Source organism: Methylotuvimicrobium buryatense (assembly GCF_005931095.1).
Classification (GTDB): Bacteria; Pseudomonadota; Gammaproteobacteria; order Methylococcales; family Methylomonadaceae; genus Methylotuvimicrobium; species Methylotuvimicrobium buryatense.
On sequence record NZ_CP035467.1, the window covers coordinates 4,813,641 to 4,836,500 of the forward strand.

18 protein-coding genes are annotated in these 22,860 nt (G+C 48.0%); 15 read left to right on the forward strand and 3 right to left on the reverse strand.

Annotated features, from left to right (window positions below; all coding sequences use genetic code 11):
- Nucleotides 1-80: 80 nt before the first annotated feature.
- Both EQU24_RS21380 and EQU24_RS21385 read left to right on the forward strand, forming a co-directional pair.
- The gene (locus EQU24_RS21380) at nucleotides 81-374 is read left to right on the forward strand and encodes a DUF4160 domain-containing protein (RefSeq protein WP_017841611.1); all 294 of its coding nucleotides are present in this window, start codon (nucleotides 81-83) and stop codon (nucleotides 372-374) included.
- 11 nt (nucleotides 375-385) lie between these two features.
- Nucleotides 386-640: a DUF2442 domain-containing protein gene (locus EQU24_RS21385; protein ID WP_017841610.1), complete on the forward strand. Its 255-nt coding sequence runs from the start codon at nucleotides 386-388 to the stop codon at nucleotides 638-640.
- Nucleotides 641-1,082: 442 nt separating this feature from the next.
- On the opposite strand, the gene EQU24_RS21390 is transcribed toward EQU24_RS21385, so the two are convergent.
- From EQU24_RS21390 to EQU24_RS21400, 3 genes are all read right to left on the reverse strand, one after another.
- On the reverse strand, nucleotides 1,083-1,904 hold the full coding sequence (locus EQU24_RS21390; protein WP_017841609.1) for an AlbA family DNA-binding domain-containing protein: 822 nt from the start codon (nucleotides 1,902-1,904) through the stop codon (nucleotides 1,083-1,085).
- A 172-nt stretch (nucleotides 1,905-2,076) separates the two neighbouring features.
- Nucleotides 2,077-4,047 carry a multicopper oxidase family protein gene (locus tag EQU24_RS21395; RefSeq protein WP_017841608.1) on the reverse strand — a complete coding sequence of 657 codons (1,971 nt, stop codon included), beginning with the start codon at nucleotides 4,045-4,047 and terminating at the stop codon, nucleotides 2,077-2,079.
- A gap of 145 nt (nucleotides 4,048-4,192) precedes the next feature.
- Nucleotides 4,193-4,684, reverse strand: coding sequence for a dihydrofolate reductase (locus EQU24_RS21400; protein WP_026130269.1), 492 nt, complete (start codon nucleotides 4,682-4,684; stop codon nucleotides 4,193-4,195).
- 58 nt (nucleotides 4,685-4,742) lie between these two features.
- Here EQU24_RS21400 and EQU24_RS21405 point away from each other — a divergent pair, with 58 nt between their 5' ends.
- The 13 genes from EQU24_RS21405 to EQU24_RS21465 all read left to right on the forward strand — a co-directional run bounded on the left by EQU24_RS21405 (nucleotide 4,743) and on the right by EQU24_RS21465 (nucleotide 22,860).
- Nucleotides 4,743-5,756: an asparaginase gene (locus EQU24_RS21405; protein WP_026130268.1), complete on the forward strand. Its 1,014-nt coding sequence runs from the start codon at nucleotides 4,743-4,745 to the stop codon at nucleotides 5,754-5,756.
- A gap of 561 nt (nucleotides 5,757-6,317) precedes the next feature.
- Nucleotides 6,318-9,830: an MASE3 domain-containing protein gene (locus tag EQU24_RS21410; RefSeq protein ID WP_017841605.1), complete on the forward strand. Its 3,513-nt coding sequence runs from the start codon at nucleotides 6,318-6,320 to the stop codon at nucleotides 9,828-9,830.
- Between the two features lie 10 nt (nucleotides 9,831-9,840).
- A complete protein-coding gene (locus EQU24_RS21415; RefSeq protein WP_017841604.1) occupies nucleotides 9,841-10,293 on the forward strand; it encodes a response regulator in 453 nt (150 codons plus the stop codon).
- Nucleotides 10,290-11,816, forward strand: a complete 1,527-nt coding sequence (locus tag EQU24_RS21420) for a PAS domain S-box protein (RefSeq protein WP_017841603.1) — start codon at nucleotides 10,290-10,292, stop codon at nucleotides 11,814-11,816. Before EQU24_RS21415 ends, EQU24_RS21420 begins: the two co-directional genes overlap by 4 nt.
- On the forward strand, nucleotides 11,794-12,441 hold the full coding sequence (locus EQU24_RS21425; protein WP_017841602.1) for a response regulator: 648 nt from the start codon (nucleotides 11,794-11,796) through the stop codon (nucleotides 12,439-12,441). The genes EQU24_RS21420 and EQU24_RS21425 overlap by 23 nt, the downstream gene beginning before the upstream one ends.
- Nucleotides 12,442-12,720: 279 nt before the next feature.
- Complete coding sequence (locus tag EQU24_RS21430) at nucleotides 12,721-13,104, forward strand: response regulator (RefSeq protein ID WP_017841601.1); 384 nt, start codon at nucleotides 12,721-12,723, stop codon at nucleotides 13,102-13,104.
- Nucleotides 13,105-13,120: 16 nt separating this feature from the next.
- On the forward strand, nucleotides 13,121-14,317 hold the full coding sequence (locus EQU24_RS21435; protein WP_017841600.1) for a methyl-accepting chemotaxis protein: 1,197 nt from the start codon (nucleotides 13,121-13,123) through the stop codon (nucleotides 14,315-14,317).
- A gap of 10 nt (nucleotides 14,318-14,327) precedes the next feature.
- On the forward strand, nucleotides 14,328-14,696 hold the full coding sequence (locus EQU24_RS21440) for a response regulator (protein WP_017841599.1): 369 nt from the start codon (nucleotides 14,328-14,330) through the stop codon (nucleotides 14,694-14,696).
- Nucleotides 14,697-14,769: 73 nt separating this feature from the next.
- Nucleotides 14,770-15,063: an STAS domain-containing protein gene (locus EQU24_RS21445; protein ID WP_017841598.1), complete on the forward strand. Its 294-nt coding sequence runs from the start codon at nucleotides 14,770-14,772 to the stop codon at nucleotides 15,061-15,063.
- Nucleotides 15,064-15,067: 4 nt separating this feature from the next.
- Complete coding sequence (locus EQU24_RS21450; RefSeq protein WP_017841597.1) at nucleotides 15,068-17,251, forward strand: chemotaxis protein CheA; 2,184 nt, start codon at nucleotides 15,068-15,070, stop codon at nucleotides 17,249-17,251.
- A gap of 92 nt (nucleotides 17,252-17,343) precedes the next feature.
- Entirely contained in the window at nucleotides 17,344-19,293 is a 1,950-nt protein-coding gene (locus EQU24_RS21455; RefSeq protein WP_017841596.1) for a HAMP domain-containing methyl-accepting chemotaxis protein, read from the forward strand.
- Nucleotides 19,294-19,302: 9 nt separating this feature from the next.
- Nucleotides 19,303-19,854 (forward strand): chemotaxis protein CheW, encoded by a 552-nt coding sequence (locus EQU24_RS21460; RefSeq protein ID WP_017841595.1) that lies wholly within the window; start codon nucleotides 19,303-19,305, stop codon nucleotides 19,852-19,854.
- Nucleotides 19,855-20,247: 393 nt separating this feature from the next.
- The gene (locus EQU24_RS21465) at nucleotides 20,248-22,860 is read left to right on the forward strand and encodes a methyl-accepting chemotaxis protein (protein WP_017841594.1); all 2,613 of its coding nucleotides are present in this window, start codon (nucleotides 20,248-20,250) and stop codon (nucleotides 22,858-22,860) included.

The following is a 22,860-nucleotide window of genomic DNA, read 5'->3' on the forward strand; positions in this document are numbered from 1 at the left end:
GATAATCGGGGTCGCAAGATAATCGGGGCAGAGTGAAATCAAAACCCTCATAAGGCGGAACTCTCCAGCGGTCCCGCCGGATGAAAGATGTTAAACAGGGGATTGTCTTGCCAACAATATCGACGTTTTATGGAATTATCATCCGCATGTACTTTGCGCCTGGTGAACATCCGCCACCGCACTTTCATGTCTACTATGCTGAATATACAGCTACGGTAGACATACGCACATGTGAACTGATTGAGGGAAATTTGCCGAGGAGGCAAATAAAGCTTGTCTTAGCATGGGCTGAAATACATCAAGAAGAACTTATGAATGACTGGAATTTGGTTATGAATGGTGAGGAACCGTTCAAAATTCAACCATTACAATAGGAGGGAATAAAATGTATCCATCAGTAACAGATGTTGTCCCCAGAGATGATTTCATGCTTGATATCACCTTTAGTAACGGCGAAAGCGGCGTGTTAGATATGAAGCCATACTTGGGTTTTGGAATTTTTAATCGTCTTAAAGATTGCAAATCATTTGAAAAAGTTAGAGTTGTTTTTGACACCATTGAATGGGAGTCTGGAGCCGACCTCGATCCTGAGTTTGTTTACGATAAATGCAAAAAAAAATCGGTCCAACAAAACGCTTAACCGGGCGAGGCCATTTGCCACTTTATCAATTTTCAAGCTTTGGTGAGCCGCGCCCGGTTAACTCTACGTTAAGCGATTGCTTTCGTAATTACTGCCGTCATACGCTAAAATCTTTAAATGTCGCAAAGTGGCCGGATGTCGCCTGTGGTCTTCTCGAAAAATTGTCGGTTCGAATGTCAGTTATACAGTACTTCAACATTCGACAAGGTTCGGTTAAAAGTTGGTTTTTTATTGGCGTCAACAATCAATGAAATTTTTGACACGGCCAAACGTTAACTTTTCAACACCGGATTCAGAATACCCCAATTTTTTAAGCCGGTATTGCTAAGAATTGACCATACCACAGGCCGTGGTTTCTGAAAAAACGTGAAAGCCTTTTCAGCATCAATCTCCGAGAGTAACAGTTATTGGAAAACGGGATTTTGGGAATCGGGTATACCGGCTATTTATGCCAGCGGACCTTCATATAATCCATTGCTTCCTGCACATTGAGCTCTCGTGTTCCGCCGCCGGTTCTCAAATAAAGCTTCGGGTTGTTACCTTGTTGAATGAAGACCGGGCGTGTTGACGGGAGCACGATCAAGCGGCAAATATCCAGTCCGTCGAGATCATGATAGACGACCCGTACGAATTGACAGATATCGGCGCCCATATTCGACGCGATCATGGTCATGATCAGCTGCTCATATCCGTCACGGCCGGGTTTTTTCAACGTTTGATAATCCTGGTTTAATCCCAGGATTTCGCCCTCGTCGGATACCCCGATCAATAATGTGCCGCCTTGTCCGTTCATAAAGCCGGCTAAGGTCTTGATCACGACGCCCTCGAGCGCGCGATTAACCCGATTTTCAACGATGTCCCAGCGCAATGACGATTTAAATTCCAAATGCGGATTTTCTCCCTGTTTGATCAGCGCCTCTAAATCCTTGTCCAACTCATGCGTAAGCTGTTGAATTTGCAGCCAGCGCCGATGCATGACATTGTAAAGCAACGCGGTAATGCAGCCTAAACTTGCGCCGACGAAAGCATAAAAAGTTGTTTTCATCGGAGTCTTGCCCCTCAGCGAATTCATCACTTCACCGGTCACATATCGAATCACATTCGCTGCATCGGGCCGGTAGCGTTCGTGTTCGAAGTAATAAACGAATTCGTTGATCGGATATAAAAAGAAAAAGCCGATCAGGGCACCGAGCAAGGCGGCCGTAAAATACAAAGCAACCCAATACCGGGTGCGAAATAAAACTAAACTGGTCAGAAACTGCATAGTGGAATTAAATTGGAATTGTATGAATTCGTTAGCCCTTCGAGTTAATACGCCACCTCGACTGCCGGTTCCCGACGCAGTCTACCGCTTACATCCATGTAAGCGTCTTCGACAAGGGGAAAATGAATACCGTAAAAATCATGCCGGATCTTGGTTAATCCGGCAGCCCAGTCTATTCAACCAAGAACTGCCGCATCATGCCCAAGTTTTCATGCTCCAGATTATGACAGTGGTATAAGAACAGGCCTTTAAAATCTTGGAAGGGCTTGGCAATTTCCACTTCTTCGCCAGGCATGACCAAGACGGTATCCTTCCAACCGCTATCGATGAAACCGTCTTTGACGGTCTCATAACCCTTCGAACCCATCGGACCGATTTTTCTCGATAGAATTTGGTATTGTTGACCGTGTAAATGAATCGGATGCGCCATCGATAGATTCATGCCGCCCATCATACCCATACCTTCTCCCTCTTCCATACCACCGCCCATTTGCATGTCGGTATCGCCACCGTGCTGCATCCCACGCATACCGCGACCCATGCCCATTCCGCCTTCATGATCGGCTTGTTGTGCATCGCCGTCATGTTGCATACCGCCCATCATGCCCATACCGCCGCCATGGCGCATGCCTCCCATCTTACCCATGCCGCCGCGGCCATGACCGCCTTGCATCGACTCTCCTTCTTGTTTATCGGTGCCATGCTTCATCTGCATTGCCGAATCTGCTTTCGGTTTAGGATCGTGCTCCATTTTGGCATCGCCGTGCTGACCGCCGCCAGGGCCATGATCATGAAAGATTTTGATTTTTTTGATCGAACCCAGCTTGACTTTCTCAAAATCGAACACATGATCCATCGTAAACGATTTGCCGTTCAGTTGCGGCCGCATCGGTTTTTCGGAAATCCCGATTGGAATCGGTTTAGCGGCATTATCGACGTGTTGTTCGGTCAAACGCTCGAAGGCGACCAATTGGGCCGGTAGCTTGGGCGAGTCTTCGGCTGTTGCGGTGACATTGAAGGTCGCGACGGCAAATTTAGCGCCCTGCGCCAAGCCGCCCGACATCATTCCGCCGCCCATCATGCCCATGCCGCGGGTTTCGTTTGCTGCGTCATTCTCCTCCATGCCGCCATGATCGCTTTGTATGCCGTGCATGCGTTCATACATCGGCGGCATCGCACCGGTATACGGCAAACTATACATAACGAGCTTCGACCCGGCTTCGCGCCCGCTAAAGTCGAGCCAAAGATCGACCCTCTCGCCGGGCGCCAGCATGATGTAAGGGCGCGTTTCCGGCTTTTCCAGTAAATGGGCGTCGGTGCCGATCGCGGTCAACGGCGTACCGTCATCCCAACCCAATTTATAGATTCTGGAATTGGAACCGTTCAAAGCACGGAAGCGGTAAGCCCGCGCCTTGACCGAAAATTCGGCATCCTCCTTGCCATTAACGATAATTTTATCGCCGAGAAAGCCCATCATTTTGTCGTGCATGCCATGTACGTAACGCAATTGGTTTTTGGCGTCGAAGCGCCTGTCTTGCAGCACTAACGGAACATCGTATTCGCCGCTGGGCAGTCCCAAGGCTTTTTCAGTATCGTCGGTGACTTTAATCAACCCAGCTAAGCCGAAATAGACTTGATCGCCGGTGACTTCATGCGCATGCGAATGATAAAAACTGGTTCCGGCAGGGTTCATCACTTCGAATTCATACACATATTGCTCGCCAGGACCTATCGTATACATCGGATGCCCGTCGCTGGCTTGCGGTACATGCAGTCCGTGCCAATGAATGATCGATGGTTCGCTTAGCCGGTTACGATAATAAACCCTGACTTTTTGGCCTTTGACCAGATTCATCACAGGCCCCAAAAAATTATCGCCGAGGTCTTGCAAGGTATCCTTAGGGCCTTTCAATAGCTTGCCATAATATTTTTGTACTTTTGACTTCTCCCCATTGCTTAGAATAGGCACGAAAGCGTTACGCGAGGTAAATTCGATTTCGACATCGGGGTTGAAGTCGGGGGAGGGCTCGCTCTTGATTTGTTTCATCGCCGCAGCGCTAATGCCGGGCAAGGAAGCTGCGGCCACGCCGAAAAACGAATATTGTAAAAACTGACGTCTTTGTTGATTGATTAGTTTTGTCATTGTTCCTTCCTCTTTTTTGTAATTATATTTTGCCGAACGAATGCATGATTACAATTTCTCTAAACAGCATGGTATTGTCGCCGCCGTCGTGTTCGTTGTGATTTAAAATCTGAACATGAGGGAACTGATGATCGGTTGAATCCGCCTATTTTTTTATTCTTTCCAACTTCACAAAACTGTACCCGAAGGAAACGTCCGGGTCATTGTGAATATCCTCACGATGCGTTTCCAACCAATGATTATTGTCGATTTCCGGAAAAAAAGTATCGCCTTCGAACGCACACCTAACCTCGGTTAGGTATAGGTAATCGGCAACCGGCAGCATGGCCTCGTAAAATGTCGCTCCGCCGATCACGAAAATTTCGTTATGATTACGGCAACTTTCCATCGCGCTTTCGATATCGTTATATACCTCGCAGCCCGAAGGACGGTAATCGGGATTACGCGTAATAACGATATTGATCCGTCCCGGCAACGGCCTGCCGATCGACTCGTACGTTTTACGGCCCATCAATATCGGCGATCCCATCGTGATGGACTTGAATTTTTTCAGGTCCGCGGATAAATACCACGGCAAGCGGTTATCGATACCGATCACGCGATTACTAGACATGGCGACGATTAGAGATATTTTCATTTTGTTAAAAAAAGGTCTTTGCTATTCTTGGAAGATTTGTTTTGGAATTCATCATACTATGAAAAACGTTTTGCTTGTATTTACCGGCGGCACGATCGGATCGGAGGCTTCCTGCGGCACGATCGCAACTTCCGTCAACGCGCCATACCGTTTACTGCAGCTATTTGAACGACAGTATCCGGAACATTCACAAATCGACTTCACAACGATACGACCGGTTCAAATTTTAAGCGAAAATATTACACCTACCTTCTGGGAAACACTGATTAAAACCATCGAGGCAGAGCAACCCGAACGCTACGACGGCGTCATCGTCACGCACGGCACCGATACCTTAGCCTATACCGCCGCCGCGTTAAGTCTTTATTTCCATGCGCTAAACAAACCGATGCTGCTGGTATCGAGCGACCGCCCCCTTGATCATCCCGAGGCCAACGGCTTGAACAATTTTATCGCCGCGATCGAATTCATCCGTCAGCGCCGCGAAACGGGCGTTTTCGTCCCTTATCGAAACCCGGGCGAATACACGCAAATCCATTTAGGCAGCCGCCTGGCTTCTTCGCTGCAACTCAGCGGCGATTTTATCAGCGTGCAAAACAAAAGCTATTGCCGTTTCGAAAACGGCGTTTTTTCCGAACCGCTCATCACGCTTAAAAACAAAGCCGGCACGGCTTTCGATTTAAAACCGGATTTCTCGAAACGCATCGCATTAATCAGGCCTTATCCGGGGTTGAATTACACGCTGTTTAATTTGGATGGCATCGATGCGGTATTGCACGATCTCTATCATTCCGGCACAGCGTGCGCTTCGATGCAGTGGGGCGCTGATTGGTCATTGCTGCCGTTCATCGAACGTTGCAGTAAGCAGGGCATTCCGGTTTATCTGGCGCCGTCGATACACACCGATAGCGCCTACGAAAGCACGCGAGAATTACTCGAACAAGGCGCCGAAATGCTTTGGAATCTGTCGCTCGAATGTGCTTATGTGAAACTGCTGCTGGCTTACGGTAATTTTAGCGATAGCAACATAAGTCGATTCATCAAGCTTGAAATTGCCTCGGAACATTTATAACTCCTTCGCACCTCGAACAGGCCTTTTATACGCTTTACATTAGTGCCTGAAGAGGCGCCGGGGCGTTAGGTCGATTTTTACTTCTCGGCAACTGCTGAGTTACAGGGATGAAAAGAATGCAGAAAATGCAGGGGGATTTTTCTACTTGCCACATGTCAGACTAGTTGTCGCCTAAAGCGCCTACTGTGGCGCCCTATTACACGCCATCCTGGGCGTAATGCAACATTGATGTTCACGTCACCAGCCACGGCGATAGCAAGGCTTTGCCATCATGAATGCTGGCAAAGAGTCTACAAGAACATATTCACCCTACACCTAAATTCCATAGTTCATAGTGAATTTTCTTGGATAATTTATGTGCTGGATTCACGACGTCCTTTGACGAGCGCCGCGGTGTCGTATTTTGATCTACGATAGGTAAAATAAAAGGACTAGGGTTTAATCGATTCGAATCAATACCATCAAATTTCCGTGTTATAGTCAGCCTATAGAATAATCATCGCCTTTTTCACAGCATAATCAGCAACCGCCCAAGATGTGCTTATCCCTTTAAAATAAGTCATGATCAATAGCCTAATTCTCAAAACTTGGATTCTAGTCGGCTTTTTCGCTCTGATTTATTTCATTTTTCTTCTCTTGCCACCGATATCGGAGTTACGCGAAATCGACTCCTATCTTCCATTACATACGATAATGGAAACTTTTTCGGTCATCGTTTCATGCATGATTTTTGGAATTATCTGGAACACATGCGACGCCGACCGTCCACGTAACCTAACTATTCTAGGCACCGCTTTTTTGTCTGTCGGCTTACTGGATTTCGCGCATTTAATGTCGTATCAAGGCATGCCGGACTTCATTAGCCCCAGCAGTCCGCAAAAAGGGATTGTGTTTTGGCTTGCTGCTCGATTCATGCTGGCCGCCGCAATGCTAGCATCATCAACGCTGGCTTGGCGACCATTCAAGTCTCAACAAGGACGTTATCGCCTACTCGCGTTTTTTTTGACGATAACCGCTTTGACATATTGGGTCGAATTATGGCATCCGACTTGGATACCGCTGTTTTGGGACGAACAAAGCGGTTTGACACCCGCCAAAAAAATTGCCGAATACATCGTGATGACGATGTATGCCGTATCGGCCGTATTATTTTACCGAGTATCCACTAAGACTCGAATGCATTTCGATTGTCGCGGTCTTTGTCCTGCAGCCAGCGTCATCGTCATCAGCGAATTATGCTTCACCAGTTATTCCAGCGTGACCGACGCGTTCAATTTGCTCGGGCACATATACAAAATCGTGGCCTATCTCTTTTTGTACCGTGTTTTATTCGAACAATTGGTACGCGACCCTTACGCCAAACTGGAGCTTTCCAGGCAAGCCATGCATCGAGAGAAAGAGCGCGCGGAAGTCACGCTGCATTCGATCATGGACGGCGTTATCACGACTAATTCGAAAGGTATCGTGACCTCGTTGAATACCGTCGCTTCGCAATTGACAGGCTTGTCGAACGAAGCGGCATCCGGTCGTCCGCTTGCCGAGGTATTTAAAGTTTTCGACGAAACCGATCACAGCCCGATCGAAAACCCGGTCGATCGTTGTCTGCGCGAACAACGGGCAATATTGCTGGCCAACCATGCCATGATAGTTTCGGCTTTCGGCACGACGTATTCGATAGAGCAATTAGCATCGCCGATTATCGACAAAGACGGCTCGATCATCGGTGTCGTCATGGTTTTTCGCGATGTCACCGAACACAGACGAATCCGAGACAACCTTGTCCGTCAAGAAAAAATGCTGTCACAAGCCCAAGCGATTGCACATCTCGGCAATTGGGAATGGGACTTGATCAGTGATCAAATGAGCTGGTCCGACGAAATGTTTCGGATCGTAGGCATGACTCCGCAATCGCGCCAACCCGACTACTCATCGTTCGCTTCATTGCTCTATTTTGAAGACAGAGACAAGGTATTGACCGCTCTTGAAGATATCTCCAAAAACCTCGAGCCGATCGAAATGGAATATCGTATTGTACGAATTGACGGTGCGATACGTCATATACAGGCATCGATTCATGTTCAGACGAATGAAGCGGGTAAACCGATCGCAATATTCGGGACCTTGCTGGACATCACCGAGCAAAAACGCACAGAAAAACAATTGCTTCGCTCGAAAGCCGAAATCGAAGACCTCTACGAAAATGCACCCTGCGGATACCATTCTTTGGATAGCGACGGCGTGATTCGTAAAATCAATCGAACCGAACTCGACTGGCTTGGCTACGAAAGCGAGGAATTGGTCGACAAGGTTCTTTTTATCGATTTGATTCCCGACGAATACGTTAAAGTATTTCAAAAAAACTTTCCTCGCTTCAAACACGAAGGTTCGGTTCAAGATCTCGAGTTCGAAATGGTCCGTAAAGACGGCTCGCATTTTTTCGTATCGGTCAACGCCACCGCGATTTATGACGAACAAGGCCATTATATTGCCAGCCGCTCCACTCTCAACGACATCACCGAACGTAAAAAAGCCCAGCAATCCCTGACCGAAAAAGAACAAAACCTATCCAAAGCACAGGCCATCGCGCACATGGGTAGCTGGGAATGGGACATTGAATCCGGCCGGCAGTCGTGGTCAGACGAACGCTTCCGTATTTTAGGCCTAGAGCCCGGAAGCATCGCAACCAGCTATGATGCATTTCTCGAATTCATTGTCGAAGAAGACCGGACACTCTTCATCAACGAAATTCAAAAAGCGCTCGACACGTCATCCACTTACCGTTGCGAATTCCGTATCCGCAGGCCCGATGGAAAAATACGCTACATTCTCGGACAAGGTGAAACCGTTCTAAATGCCGACGGAAAACCAATACAAATGACAGGAACGACGCTCGATATTACAGAACGAAAGCTCGCTGAATATGAATTGAAGAAAAACCAGCTAGAATTGCAGCATCAATCGAATATTCTACGCGCGATACTTGACGCACTCCCCGCCAATTTAGCGTTACTGGACAACGACGGTATAATTATTGCAGTAAATAAGCGCTGGGATGATTTTGCGCGTCAAAACGGTCTATCATTACAACAATTCGGCGTCGGCACCAATTACCCTAAAGCCTGTTACAACGCCACTTGCCTCAATTCCGACATTCAATCGACAATTGATGGATTAAAAAACGTACTGTCCGGACAAAGTCCGCAATTCGTCAATGAATACGACTGCAACTCCCCGGATCAGCAGCGTTGGTACCGTATGATCGCCGTACCGCTATCGACCGAAGAACAGCTTGGCGCAGTCGTCATGCATCTCGACATTACCGAAAGCTGGCAAAACAAGACCGAGATCGAGGCCCTGAACCGACAACTGGAGCAACGCGTTAAAAAACGCACGGCCCAGCTTGAAGCGGCCAACAAAGAACTGGAAGCATTCAGTTATTCGGTTTCCCACGATCTTCGTGCACCGTTGCGCGCGATTGACGGCTTTTCACACATGCTATCAGTCGATTACGGCGATTCGATGGACGAAAAAGCTCGCCGCTATCTCGATCGTATTCAAAATGCAGCCAAGCGCATGGCTGAGTTAATCGACGACTTGCTACAATTGTCCCGCGTTAACCGAGGCGAATTACGATACGTCGAAGTCGATTTATCAAAAATGGCGCAAGAGATTCTTACGGACCTCAAGCAAAGGGAACCGGAGCGCAAGGCTGAATTCCTAATAGCGCCTGACTGTCGCATATTCGGCGACAGTCAATTATTGAAAATCGTTTTGGAAAACTTGTTAGCCAACGCATGGAAATTCACGCGTCATCGAGAACCGACTATAATCGAACTCGGTTTTTATCGTAGTAACGAGCAAACGGTCTATTTTGTGCGCGATAATGGCGCCGGATTCAATCCGAAATACACGCACAAGCTGTTCGGAGCTTTTCAACGGCTGCACAGCGAAGATGAATTCGAGGGTACAGGTGTCGGTTTGGCGACGGTACAGCGTATTATTTCTCGTCACAACGGCAGCGTTTGGGCGGAAAGCGTTCCGGATGAAGGAGCGACCTTTTTTTTCAAACTCTAATTTTACTACCATGAGATTATATAACATGAGCGACAAAGTCATATTGCTGGTGGAAGACAACGAAGACGACGTTACGTTGATGCTCAGGGCCTTACAAGATAATAACATTACGAATAAAATAGAAGTCGTCAGAGACGGCGAAGAGGCACTGGACTATTTGTTTGCTCGCGGCAAGCATAGCGAACGAGATCGCCGATTATTACCTCGCATCATCTTGCTCGATTTAAAATTACCCAAACTGGACGGTTTGGAAGTGCTCAAACAAATCCGCGGCATCGATCAAACTCGTCTAACTCCGGTTGTCGTATTAACTTCGTCCAAAGAATCCTGCGACCTGGAAGCCAGTTATCGTCTCGGAGCCAACAGCTATATCCAAAAACCGCTCGATTTTGCAAAGTTTGTCGAAGCCGTGCGCGAAATTGCCGGCTATTGGCTGAACTGGAATGAAACAGTAATAACATGAATACGACTCAAATCGGCAAAATTTCGATCCTGATGATCGAAGACGATAAGTTGGACGAAGCGCTAGTCATATCAACTCTTGAAAGAGATGGACTGTCGTTCGAGCATACTGCGATACAAAATAAACAAGACCTACATACATTACTCGATAGTCGGCCTTGGGACGTCATCGTCTCCGATTATAATCTGCCGGCATTCAGCGCTTACGAAGTACTCGATATCCTCGAAGCGAACAATCTCGATATCCCCTGTATCGTTATTTCAGGTTGTTTGAACGAAGAAACCGCAGTCACGCTGCTGAAAAAAGGCGCTCACGATTTCATACCGAAACACAACCTTGTCCGACTGGTTCCCGCCATTCGAAGAGAAGTCGCCGAAGCGAAAAACCGCGCGACAAAACGTCAAGTCGAACAGGCGTTGAAACAAAAAGAAAAATTATTAAACAACATCGTCGGCGCGCTGGGCGAAGGACTGGCAGTTACCGATGCCCAGGGACGCATCCTGTTCATAAACCCCGAAGCGGAGAGGCTGTTAGGTTGGCGCAATAACGAAGTCAGCGGACTAAATCTTCATCGACTGATACATTACCTCAAAGCGGACGGTTCGCCCTATCCAGAACAAGATTGCCCGGTCGGCAACTATACCCGTCAAGGTATTCCCTACCGTACCGAGGATGAAATTTTCATTCGTCGCGACGGCTCATTTTTTGAAGTTTCTTATGTTGCTACACCGATCCGCGAAAACGACCAAGTCATAGCGGTCGTAACGGCATTTCATGACATTAGCCGCCGAAAACAAGCCGAGCGCGAATTGAACGAATCGCGCTGCCGTTTGCGCGAATTGTCCTCTTTTTTACAGTCGGTCCGGGAAGAAGAAAGAACTCGCATCGCGCGGGAGCTACACGACGAACTGGGACAAGCACTAACCGCGCTGAAAATGGATTTAACCTGGTTGCTAACACGATTTGCCGACGACCAGGATGAAATGCTCGTCAAAACCGACAATATGATCACACTCGTCGATTCGACGGTCGACTCGATGCGCCGTATCTCTGCGAACCTGCGCCCCGGTTTACTCGATGACCTAGGATTGGCCGCAACTGCCGAATGGTTACTCGCAGAATTTCAAGAGCGGACTGGCGTCGAATATACCTTAAAAATAAGCCATGAGGAATTCGATTTCGATAACGTTCTTAACACAACGATATTTCGTATTTTGCAGGAGGCCGTCACCAACGTGGCACGCCACGCCAAAGCCTCCCGTCTCGATGTCGAACTGGAAGACTGCGACGAACGCATTGTACTATCGATAAAAGACGACGGTATCGGCCTTATTCACCAAGCCGCTAGCGCGAACAAACGAAAGCCGTTCGGCTTACTTGGCATACGCGAACGCGTCACCTCGCTGGGCGGTCATATCGATATCACCGGGCAAGCGGGACAAGGTACCAAAATTCGTGTCATGCTGCCAAAACAAGTCATTACCGAACCATTAAAAGAACATGATAAAAGTATTGCTGGTTGACGATCACGCGATCTTGCGCGAAGGCCTGAAGCTAATCCTCGCCGATTCCGACGACATCGAAGTGGTCGGCGAGGCCTCAGACGGCATGGAAGCGCTCCGGCTCATGCGTAAACTCGACATTCATGTCATGGTAATGGACATGACGATGCCCGGGCGTAGCGGTTTGGAATTGTTGAAACAAATCAAATCCGATCAACCTAAATTACCGGTACTAATCCTCAGCATGCATAGCGAGGAACAATATGCGATTCGCGCATATAAAGCCGGCGCCTCTGGCTATCTGACCAAAGAAAGCGCATCAACATTACTGGTCTCGGCAATCCGCAAAGCGGCAAGCGGCGGCATTTTCATTAGTCCAGCGTCGGCTGAACGCATGGCGATGGAATTTAATAGCAATACATCATCCGGCGACAAACCACCGCACACATTGCTCTCCGACCGCGAATTTCAAATTTTCAAACTATTGGCGGACGGTCAAGGCCTGACCGAAATTGCCAACCGACTCTCTGTCAGCGTAAAAACCATCAGCACGCACAAGACGCATATCCTCCAAAAAATGCAATTGACGACTAACGCCGACTTAATCCGTTATGCAATCAAACATCAGCTTCTAGATATGCCTTGAAAATCGACCGACAACAAAAGCCGGATTTATAGCCGGTATGCATCGAGTTCTTCTCGAAAACGTGAAATCGTTTGCAATCTCATCAACCCGTCCCCCGACACCTTCTTTCCTTAAGAACTACCAATAGCCCGCAAGCAACACGGCTTACAAACCATTTATAGGAATTTTCCTATAGCCACTCGTCTTTTTTCCTAGAAGTCATTTCGGAAATACACCGATATTTTTTATGCGCTTTTTTTCGCATGATGCTTCCCAACGAAAAACATTTATTAAAAAGTCATGAAACTGATGGTTGTTGAAGATTCCCCGTTGGTTCGCCAACGAATCATCGAAATGCTTAGCCTCAGCATTCCGGAACATTCGCTACTCGAAGCCGATTCTGTTGAAACAGCGATCGCATTGGCCACCGTTCACCATCCTGAAATCGTTTTGCTCGATTTATGCCTGGAAGACGGTCATGGATTCGAAGTTCTAAAAGCTATCAAATCCAAATGCGAAGTCGTACACATTTTAGTAATGACACTCGTCCCGACCGAGCAGCACAAAAAGCGTGCATTGCAATATGGCGCCAGCTATTTCTTCGACAAGATCAAGGACTATAACAATATTATCGAGGTCATTACGGGCTTGGTCGGTCGCCCGGATATGAATTCAAAACATTAGTCGACTGGGAGTCAATATGGAAAACATCAGAACAGCTTGCCTGATCGGTACGGCAATTATCGGTGCAATGGGCGCCTGTGCCGTCGCGATCACCGCTATTGCGGACCTTGGTTGGCAAGCTGCGGCAATCGCCGCATCATTGCCTATCGTTGCTATCGGTATTGGCATACGCCTCAGCAATACACTTTCAGGTCAAGTCGCGGCCACATTAAATTCGGATAATACAAAAAACCGGGAATCCGACAAAAATTTGATCGCAACATTACTGGAAAATCAGCAACATTTGGCACACCAATTGATGCCGGTATGGACACGGCAGATCGAAAGCTCCCGCAGCCAGATGGAAAACGCGACGATGCAACTTCTCGACCAATTTAGCGAAATCATTGACCGCATCGAACAATCGATCGACGCTTCGGCGATGGCTTCGGGCGATTCCGGTTTAGTCGTGATGTTCGAGCGCAATAAGCAAGAACTCGAAACCGTCGTCAATTCTCTTCGCGCGGCTAAACAAAACAAAGATGCTCTGCTGATGGAAATACACCGATTGCTGCAATTCATCGACGATCTGAAAACCATGGCCGCCGATGTCGCCGGCATCGCGGGTCAAACCAATCTGCTCGCGCTCAATGCATCGATCGAGGCGGCGCGCGCCGGAGAGGCAGGTCGAGGTTTCGCGGTGGTGGCCGATGAGGTTCGTAAACTGTCGACCATGTCTGGTGAAACCGGCAAACGCATCACCGAAAAAGTCGAAACGATCAATGCCGCGATCTCTTCGGCATTTGAAGAAGCCACGCATACAGCAGAACACGATGCCGAGTCGGTCAATCATGCCGAGCAATCGATCAACAAAGTTTTGAGCGATTTTCACGAAGCCACGAATACGCTTGCCGAATCGACGGCAATTCTACGCAACGAAAGCGCCTGTATTCAACGGGAAGTGCAAAACGCTATCGTCAGCTTGCAATTCCAAGACCGTGTCAGCCAAGTACTCAGTCACGTCTGCGAAAACATCGAAAGCCTGCCTCCTCGTTTCGACAGCATGCTCGAAAAATTCAACACTAACGGCGAAATCGAAACCATCGATCCCGAAGCGTTAATGGCCGAATTGGAACGCTCTTACGCGATGGCGGAAGAGCGCCAGCTTCACCAAGAGGGTCGGAAGCCGGACCAAACGGCCGATGACGCCCCTTCAATCATTACTTTTTTCTAGGAGAAAAACCATGAGCAAAACCATCATGATCGTCGACGATTCCTCATCGATCCGTCAACTCGTCAAAATCTCGTTGAAAGGCGACGGCTACGAGGTCATCGAGGCCTGCGACGGCAAAGACGCACTAAGCAAAATGGACGGCAAGAAAATTCATTTGATCATTTCCGATGTCAATATGCCGAACATGGACGGCATCACATTCGTCAAAGAAGCCAAAAAACTACCTGCCTATAAATTTACGCCGATCATCATGCTGACTACCGAATCACAGCAAAGTAAGATCCAAGAGGGTCAAGCGGCAGGCGCCAAAGCCTGGGTCGTTAAGCCGTTTCAGCCGCAACAGATGCTAGCCGCAGTTTCCAAATTGATTCTCCCGTGAACTTCAATAATCTGCTCGATGGCACTGCAAATGGCTCAGCAATCGTAACCGAACTTAAAGCCTAGGAGAACTCATGCAAACTCTAGCTCTGGAAAGCGAACTCAACATTTTCAACGCAGCAGAACAAAAGCCGCGCTTACTTGAGTTTCTCGAGTGCGACGAAGAATTGGAGGTCGATCTCGCTAATGTTTCGGAAATCGACACCGCCGGCTTGCAGCTTTTGATCCTGATTAAACGCGAAGCCATGAAAGCCGGTAAAAAACTCAAGTTTGTCATGCATAGCCAAGCGGTCCTGAACGTATTGGAGCTGACCAACTTGACCGGCACTTTCGGCGATCAAGTAGTGCTCTCCAGCGACGAGGAGTAAAACGATGAGTTTAGATAAAGAAATGCAGGAATTGCTGGTTAACTACACCATCGAAAGCGCCGAGTTATTGCAGGTCATGGAAGAGGGTTTGATGGAACTGGAAAGCATTGAAGAATCCGAAGAAACCATCAATGCAATCTTTCGCGCGGCTCATACAATCAAAGGTGGCGCGGGCATATTCGGGTTCGAACACATCGTCGGCTTTACTCACGTTGTTGAAAGCGTGCTCGATGCCATGCGAGACGGTCTTTTAAAAGTCGATTCTGAATTGGTCGCCGCGTTGCTGCCTTGTTGCGACCATCTCGGCATTCTAGTTCGAGAAATTGCCAAAGGACATACCGAAGAAAATTCTGATCTAACGAAGCAAAGTGAAAAAATAATTGCGGGATTGCAGCCCTTTCTCGATAACGCCGAGGGAAAACAGACCGATTCGAGCCAAGTGGCATCACAGTCTATCCAAGTGCAAGACGAAACCCATCGTGTCCAAAATATTGAGTGCGACAATTCAAAAAGCGGCAATTGGCATCTCTTTTTGCATTTCAATCCGGATTGTCTGCGCGATGGCATGGACCCGTTGTCGTTCATCCTTTATTTGACGAAGCTCGGTGAAATCATCGAGTTGACGACATCTACGCAAGCGTTACCAAGCGCCGGCGAAATGGATCCTGAAAGCAATTATCTCATCTTCGAAATTGTCTTCAAAAGCGATGCGGAAAAAGCCGATATCGAGAATGTTTTCGATTTCGTAAGGGCCGGCAGCCAAATTCATATCCTACCGCTGGAAAGCAAGATCGAATATTACATCGATTTGATCGACTCACTCGAATCAGATGACATGCAACTCGGCGAGTTGTTGATCAAATGCGGCGTCATTACGCGCCGCGAACTTGAAGAGGGACTTCAGGCTCAACAAGCCAAACGCGAACGACAACAGTCGCAGCATATCGGCGACATTCTTATCGAACAACAAACCGTACAAAAACCGATCGTCAGCGCCGCTCTCGAAAAACAGCAACGCGTCAAGGAGAGCAAGGCAATTGAGAACCAAAGTATTCGCGTTGACGCCGGACGACTCGACATACTAATCGATTTGATAGGCGAGCTAGTTATCGCCGGTGCATCCGCTAGCTTACGCGCCTCGCAAACCGGAGACATGGCTTTACAAGAAGCCAATGCGGCCGTCATTAGCCTTGTCGAGGAAGTACGCGACAGCGCACTGCAACTACGCATGGTGCCGATCGGATCCACATTCAGCCGTTTTCAACGCGTCGTTCGCGATGTCAGCAAAGAATTGGGTAAAGACATTAAGTTACATATCAGCGGCGCCGATACTGAAATCGATAAATCGGTCGTCGAAAAAATCGGCGATCCTTTGATGCATTTGGTGCGTAATGCGATGGATCACGGCATCGAGCCAGCCCAGTTGCGCATTGAACGCGATAAACCCGCGCAAGGAAATTTACAACTCAATGCTTACCATAGCTCGGGCAACATTGTAATCGAAGTTTCAGACGACGGACGCGGACTTGACCGTGACAAGATTTTAGCGAAAGCGGTCGAACGCGGGTTGATACAAGTTGGTGAAACATTGAGCGACCAGGAAGTTTATTCGCTGATTTTCGAACCCGGCTTTTCGACTGCCGATCAAATTTCAAACTTATCCGGCCGTGGCGTTGGCATGGATGTCGTCAAACGCAATATCACCGAATTACGGGGCGACATCGCTATCGACAGTACACCCGGAAAAGGTACGACACTGCGGATTTATTTACCTTTGACGCTTGCGATCATCGACGGATTTTTAGTCGGCGTCGGCGAATCTTCTTATGTGATACCGCTTGACAGGGTCGTCGAATGCGTCGCGCTGCCGCCTAATGAAAATCACGATTATATGGAATTGCGCGGCGAAGTTTTGCCTTTCATTCGCCTGCGCCAACTGTTCAACAAAAAGGCAACCCTATCAAAACGCCAAAATGTCATTGTCGTCGAACATCTTGGCGTCAAGGCTGGTTTGGTCGTCGACAAACTAAAAGGCGAACTGCAAACGGTAATCAAACCACTCGGAAAGTTGTTCGGGCATGTGCAAGGGGTCGGCGGCTCGACGATTCTCGGTAGCGGCGAAGTCGCACTGATTATCGATGTCCCGACATTGCTAAGACAACAAGAATTTGCTTCGAACACACATTGATATCCGCTACGACCACTGGATCGCACGTTTGCCTGGGTCCGGTAATCGACTGAAATGGTTATTCGTTAATTACACATAATCGGAAGATAACTATGAAAAATCTGACATTAAAAACAAAGTTAATCGGCATACAAGCCGTCGCTCTTATAGCGTTACTAATCGTCGGTGCATTCGGCTGGTACGGTTTAGTCGGCACGGCCGCTTCACTTAGCGAAGTCGGCGAAGTTCGTTTGCCGTCGGTACTCGGTCTTGAAATCATTAATGAAGGGCAAACCGCAATCAGCGCGTCCAACCGGCGCATCGCTTTTTTCGAGAACGACTATCAAGCGCAAACCCAATTTTCCGAAGAAGCGAATAGGAAAAAAAACATATGGCGCCGCATCGATAATGGCTGGAAACTTTACGAACCGCTGCCGCAAACCGAGGAAGAAGCCGTATTGTGGAAACAATTCGTCAGTGAATGGGAGGAATGGAAGTTAGCCGATAACAAGATTACCGATACGATTTCCGCATTAAGCGAAAATCGGGACGAGCAGCGTCAGAAGGATCTCTTCGCAGAGTTTTATCAACGCACTCAAAAGAACGAACCTTTATTCGCAAAAGCAGAAGCAACGCTAGCCAAAATCATCGATTTGAACGTCAAATATGGCGATGAAGCGGTTGCTGTAGGCAATCAGCAAGTCAATTCGTCGAAAACCATGATGCTGACCGGTGCTTTTTTGATGTTGATTGCGTTATTTGCTCTAGGGGCCTGGATAACTCGCAGCATCATGGCTCAACTCGGAGGAGAACCCGATTTCGTCGTCATGCTGGCCAATAAAATTGCAGTCGGCGATCTATCTACCCAAATCGAATTGAAATCCGACGATAGATCCAGTGTGATGGCGGCAATGAAAAACATGATGTCGGCTATTCAATCCTTGGTCGACGATGCCAATATGCTAGCTCAAGCCGCCACGGACGGTCGCTTGGCAACACGAGCCGAAGCGAGTAAACATCAAGGCGAATTCCGTAAAATTGTCCAAGGCGTGAACGATACATTAGATGGCGTAATTGTACCCGTCAACGAAGCCATCGATGTATTGACGCGAGTCGAACAAGGCGACCTTACACTCAACATTGCCGGCGACTACAAAGGCCAACTCAACGACTTCAAACAAACGGTCAACAATACCATCGTCAAGCTTTCGCAAACGATAGCCGAAGTCGTCGCAGCTGCCGACCAATTAGGTTCGGCTTCAGAGCAAATAAGCGCAACGTCGCAATCGTTGTCGCAAGCATCTAGCGAGCAAGCCGCCAGCGTCGAACAAACCAGCGCCAGCATTGAACAAATGGCCGCCAGCATTAATCAGAATTCGGAAAACGCCAAAGTTACCGACGGCATGGCCGGCAAAGCATCGAAAGAAGCAACCGAAGGCGGAGAAGCCGTCAAACAAACCGTCTCGGCAATGAAAGACATCGCGGCAAAAATCGGCATCATCGACGATATCGCTTATCAAACCAATATGTTGGCATTAAATGCCGCCATTGAGGCTGCTCGAGCAGGCGACCACGGAAAAGGCTTCGCGGTAGTCGCTGCGGAAGTGCGTAAATTGGCTGAACGTAGCCAAATAGCCGCACAAGAAATCGGCGAACTAGCGGAAAGCAGCGTTATGACCGCCGAAAGCGCTGGAAAATTGCTCGACGAAATCGTACCTAGCATCGCAAAAACGTCAGACTTGGTTCAAGAAATTGCCGCCTCCTCTCAAGAACAAGCCTCGGGTGTCAGCCAAATCAATACTGCGATGAATCAAATGAACCAGATCACTCAACAGAATGCCTCGGCAAGCGAGGAGTTGGCCGCGACTGCAGAAGAAATGACAGGGCAAGCCGAACAATTACAAAGCTTGATGGGGTTCTTCACTATCGCGCGGAACGAAAAAAAATCGCCGGCCTTTGCTGTCAGGGAGCAGAAAAAAACCAAACCTGTCAAACCGATCGAAGAATACGAAACAACCGACGTTGAGAGCGAATTCGATCTCAAGCAATTCGCACGCTTTTAGGAGGAACTCATGACTGAAATCGCAACGACAACCGAACGCAAGCCAGTGGTAAAAAACACGCAAACGCTCGCCAAGGCCGGTCAGTACCTCACTTTTATGCTAAACGGCGAAGTATATGCGCTGGGCATCTTGAATATCAAGGAAATCATAGCCTACGGCGAATTAACCGAAGTCCCGATGATGCCCGATTTTGTACGCGGTGTCATCAACCTGCGAGGTAGTGTCGTCCCGGTCATCGATCTGATGGCGCGCTTCGGCAAAGGAATGACGCCAATCGCCAAACGAAGCGGAATCGTGATCGTCGAAACCGAAAACGGGGGGGAGGGCTCACACGACATTGGCATCATCGTCGATGCCGTTAACGAAGTCATCGATATTGCACAACAAGAAATCGAGCCGCCCCCCAATTTCGGCATTGGCATCCGCCCTGACTTCATCAATGGCATGGCCAAAAGCAACGGCCGCTTCATTATTTTGTTAAACGGCAACCGCGTACTTTCGGTCGATGAAATGGCTGCATTGAGCGAGGCCGGCGAAACTCGTCCGTTAGACATCGAATAACGATGTGTCGATGTGTTATGGCTAAGCCCGAACAGCTCTGCCGATATTTGACGATCGTTTATATGGGAGCATGCTGACTATGGAATCCATACCTATTGCACTTCACATTTCGACATTATCGTATGAAGGCGCCGAGGTGTTCGGCTGATTTTCGATTCTCGGCAACTGCAGCATCACAAGAATGTTATGAATACAGATAAAACGCTATAGGTTAGGGATTATTGAGCGTACATAGATGTATTCACCGCGTCCTTTGTCACTATTCCGGTGCAGAAATTAGACTAGCAAAGAATAGAAATAATAATAAAAAATAATATTGAGCGTCATTCGGGCGAACGCGCATTGCTCAACCCAAGACAGACACAAACGCCACACGCACAGGAAACAACTTCGATGAGAAACAATGAACCGATCACACAGAACGAAGTGCATTTCGGCGAAGAGGACAAACTGGTCTCAACGACCGATTTAAATGGTGTCATTACCAGCGCCAGCCCGGCATTCGTCAAAATAAGCGGCTTCAGCGAACAGGAACTGCTGAAACAAAACCATAACATAGTCCGCCATCCGGACATGCCGCCGCAAGCGTTTCAGTCGCTCTGGAAAACAATCACATCCGGTCGCACCTGGAACGGCCGCATTAAAAACCGTTGCAAAAACGGCGATTATTATTGGGTCGATGCCCATGTTGCGCCGGTCTACGATAACGGCAAGATCGTCGCTTACCGCTCTTTGCGCTTTAAGCCAACCCGAATGCAAATCGAGGAAGCTGACAAGCTTTATCAAGAAATCAATGCAGGCCGGATAGCCAATCCTTTCGAAACCGGTAAACTCAGAACTTTTTTAAGCAATATCAAACTGTCTCATAAGTTTTTCATACTCGTATTTCTGGCAGTAACTATGTTCGCAGTTCCGACCGGAATGCTTATCGTTCGCGCAAACCAAGAGACATACGTCACCGAACAGGAAAAACTAGGCGTTCGATATGTACGGGAAACGATTAAGCTAATGCAATTGCTTCAACAGTATTCAAACATCAATAGCCGAGTGCTGTCTGGTACCGAGGGATTATCGGATCGTATTGAATCTATTAGCATCGCCATCGACAATCAAATAAAAACCATTGATACCATCGACAACGAATTATCCGATTTTGCTTTGACGCACTTTTGGGACGATATCAAATCCGATTGGCAGCGCATTACATATCGCAACACCCCGAAATCACCTTCAGAATTCGGCGCCGAGCAAAATGCCGGATTAATCGACAAACTGTCGGTTTTCAATCGCAAGCTCGCCGATGTATCCGGATTGGCATTAGACCCTGAAGTCGATACCTATTACTTGATGACGGTCGCTATCAATCAACTGCCGGATACGGCAAATTTATTCAACCAGTTAATAAATCGAAGTGCTCATGTATTAAAGCGACAAGTCATTTCCCCTGAAGATCAGGCAGCTCTTATACAGCTCATCGCAGCGCTACATAAGAACCAAACTTTATTAGATGAAAGTATCGCTAAAATTTCGGTGAACGATGACACACTCAACAATATTAGCCACACTCTGGCGAAAGATGCAAAGCAAATTACCCAACTCGTCAAAGATCGAATCATCGATATGAAATCTCCCCTGTTATCGCTTAATGCTTTTATTGATCAAACCGATGCGATGACTGCACGCCGTTACACTGCTTCCGACAGTTTCAATCGTGCATTATCCGATGCACTTAATGCGAGAATATATGAAATCAACAGTCACACATACACGATCTTATTGATAGTTTTGAGTTTGTTCGCACTTTTTTCTGTGCTGAGCTGGTTTATTGTGCGAGGCATACTACACCCGGTCTCGGTAATGGTCGATGCTGTCGGTAAGCTCGGCCGCGGTGAAATGCCCGAGCGCGATGAAACCGATTACGGTTTGGAATTCAATCAGCTCAAAGAAGGTCTCAACGCAGCCGTGTTGAGTGTACAGGCTTTGATCTCCGACTCAATAATCCTGTCCCAAGCCGCCGTCGAAGGGCGTCTCGAAACAAGAGCCGATGCATCGAAGCATCAGGGTGATTATCGAAAAATTGTCGAAGGTATCAATGCTACGATGGATGCCGTCATCGATCCGCTCGATCAGGTTCAGAGAATATTAATGGCGATGGAGCAAGGCGACATGACTCAGCAGATTAACGAACGATATAAAGGTCAACTCGAAGAGCTAAGAGCAGCGACAAACAATACCGTCCGAAAATTGGGACAAACTGTCAGCGAGGTCGTTGATGCCGCCGTGTTGTTAAACCGTGCGTCCAAGCAAATTCTTTCGACCTCCCAAGGGTTATCGGAATCGGCAAGCAAACAAGCAGCCAATGTCGAAGAAACCAGCGCCAGTATCGAACAAATGGCGGGAAGAATCGACCAAAACGCCGAAAACGCAAAAATGACCGATACGACAGCCGGCAAGGCCGCCCATGAAGCCGACGAAGGCGGGCTAGCCGTCAAACAAACCATCGCGGCAATGAAAATGATCGCCGACAAAATCAGCATCATTGATGATATCGCCTATCAAACCAACATGCTGGCTTTGAATGCAGCGATCGAAGCAGCCCGAGCGGGAGATCATGGTAAAGGTTTCGCTGTTGTCGCGGCAGAAGTCCGTAAACTGGCCGAACACAGCCAAATCGCCGCTCAGGAAATCGGCGATTTGGCCGAAAACAGCGTCAAAACCGCCGAAAACGCCGGGAGAATGCTCGACGAAATTGTTCCAGGCATTGCCAAAACCTCCGAATTGGTAAGAGAGATTGCGGATGCATCACGCGAACAATCCTCGGGCGTGCAGCAAGTCAATTTAACTATGTCCCAAATCAATACGATCACTCAGCAAAATGTCTCGGTCAGCGAGGAATTGGCGGCGACAGCAAAGGATATGACGCAACGTATCGAACAGTTGCACCGGTTAATGTCTTTCTTTCAAACCGAGGGGCGCAAAACCTCTCCGAAACATATACATCATTAA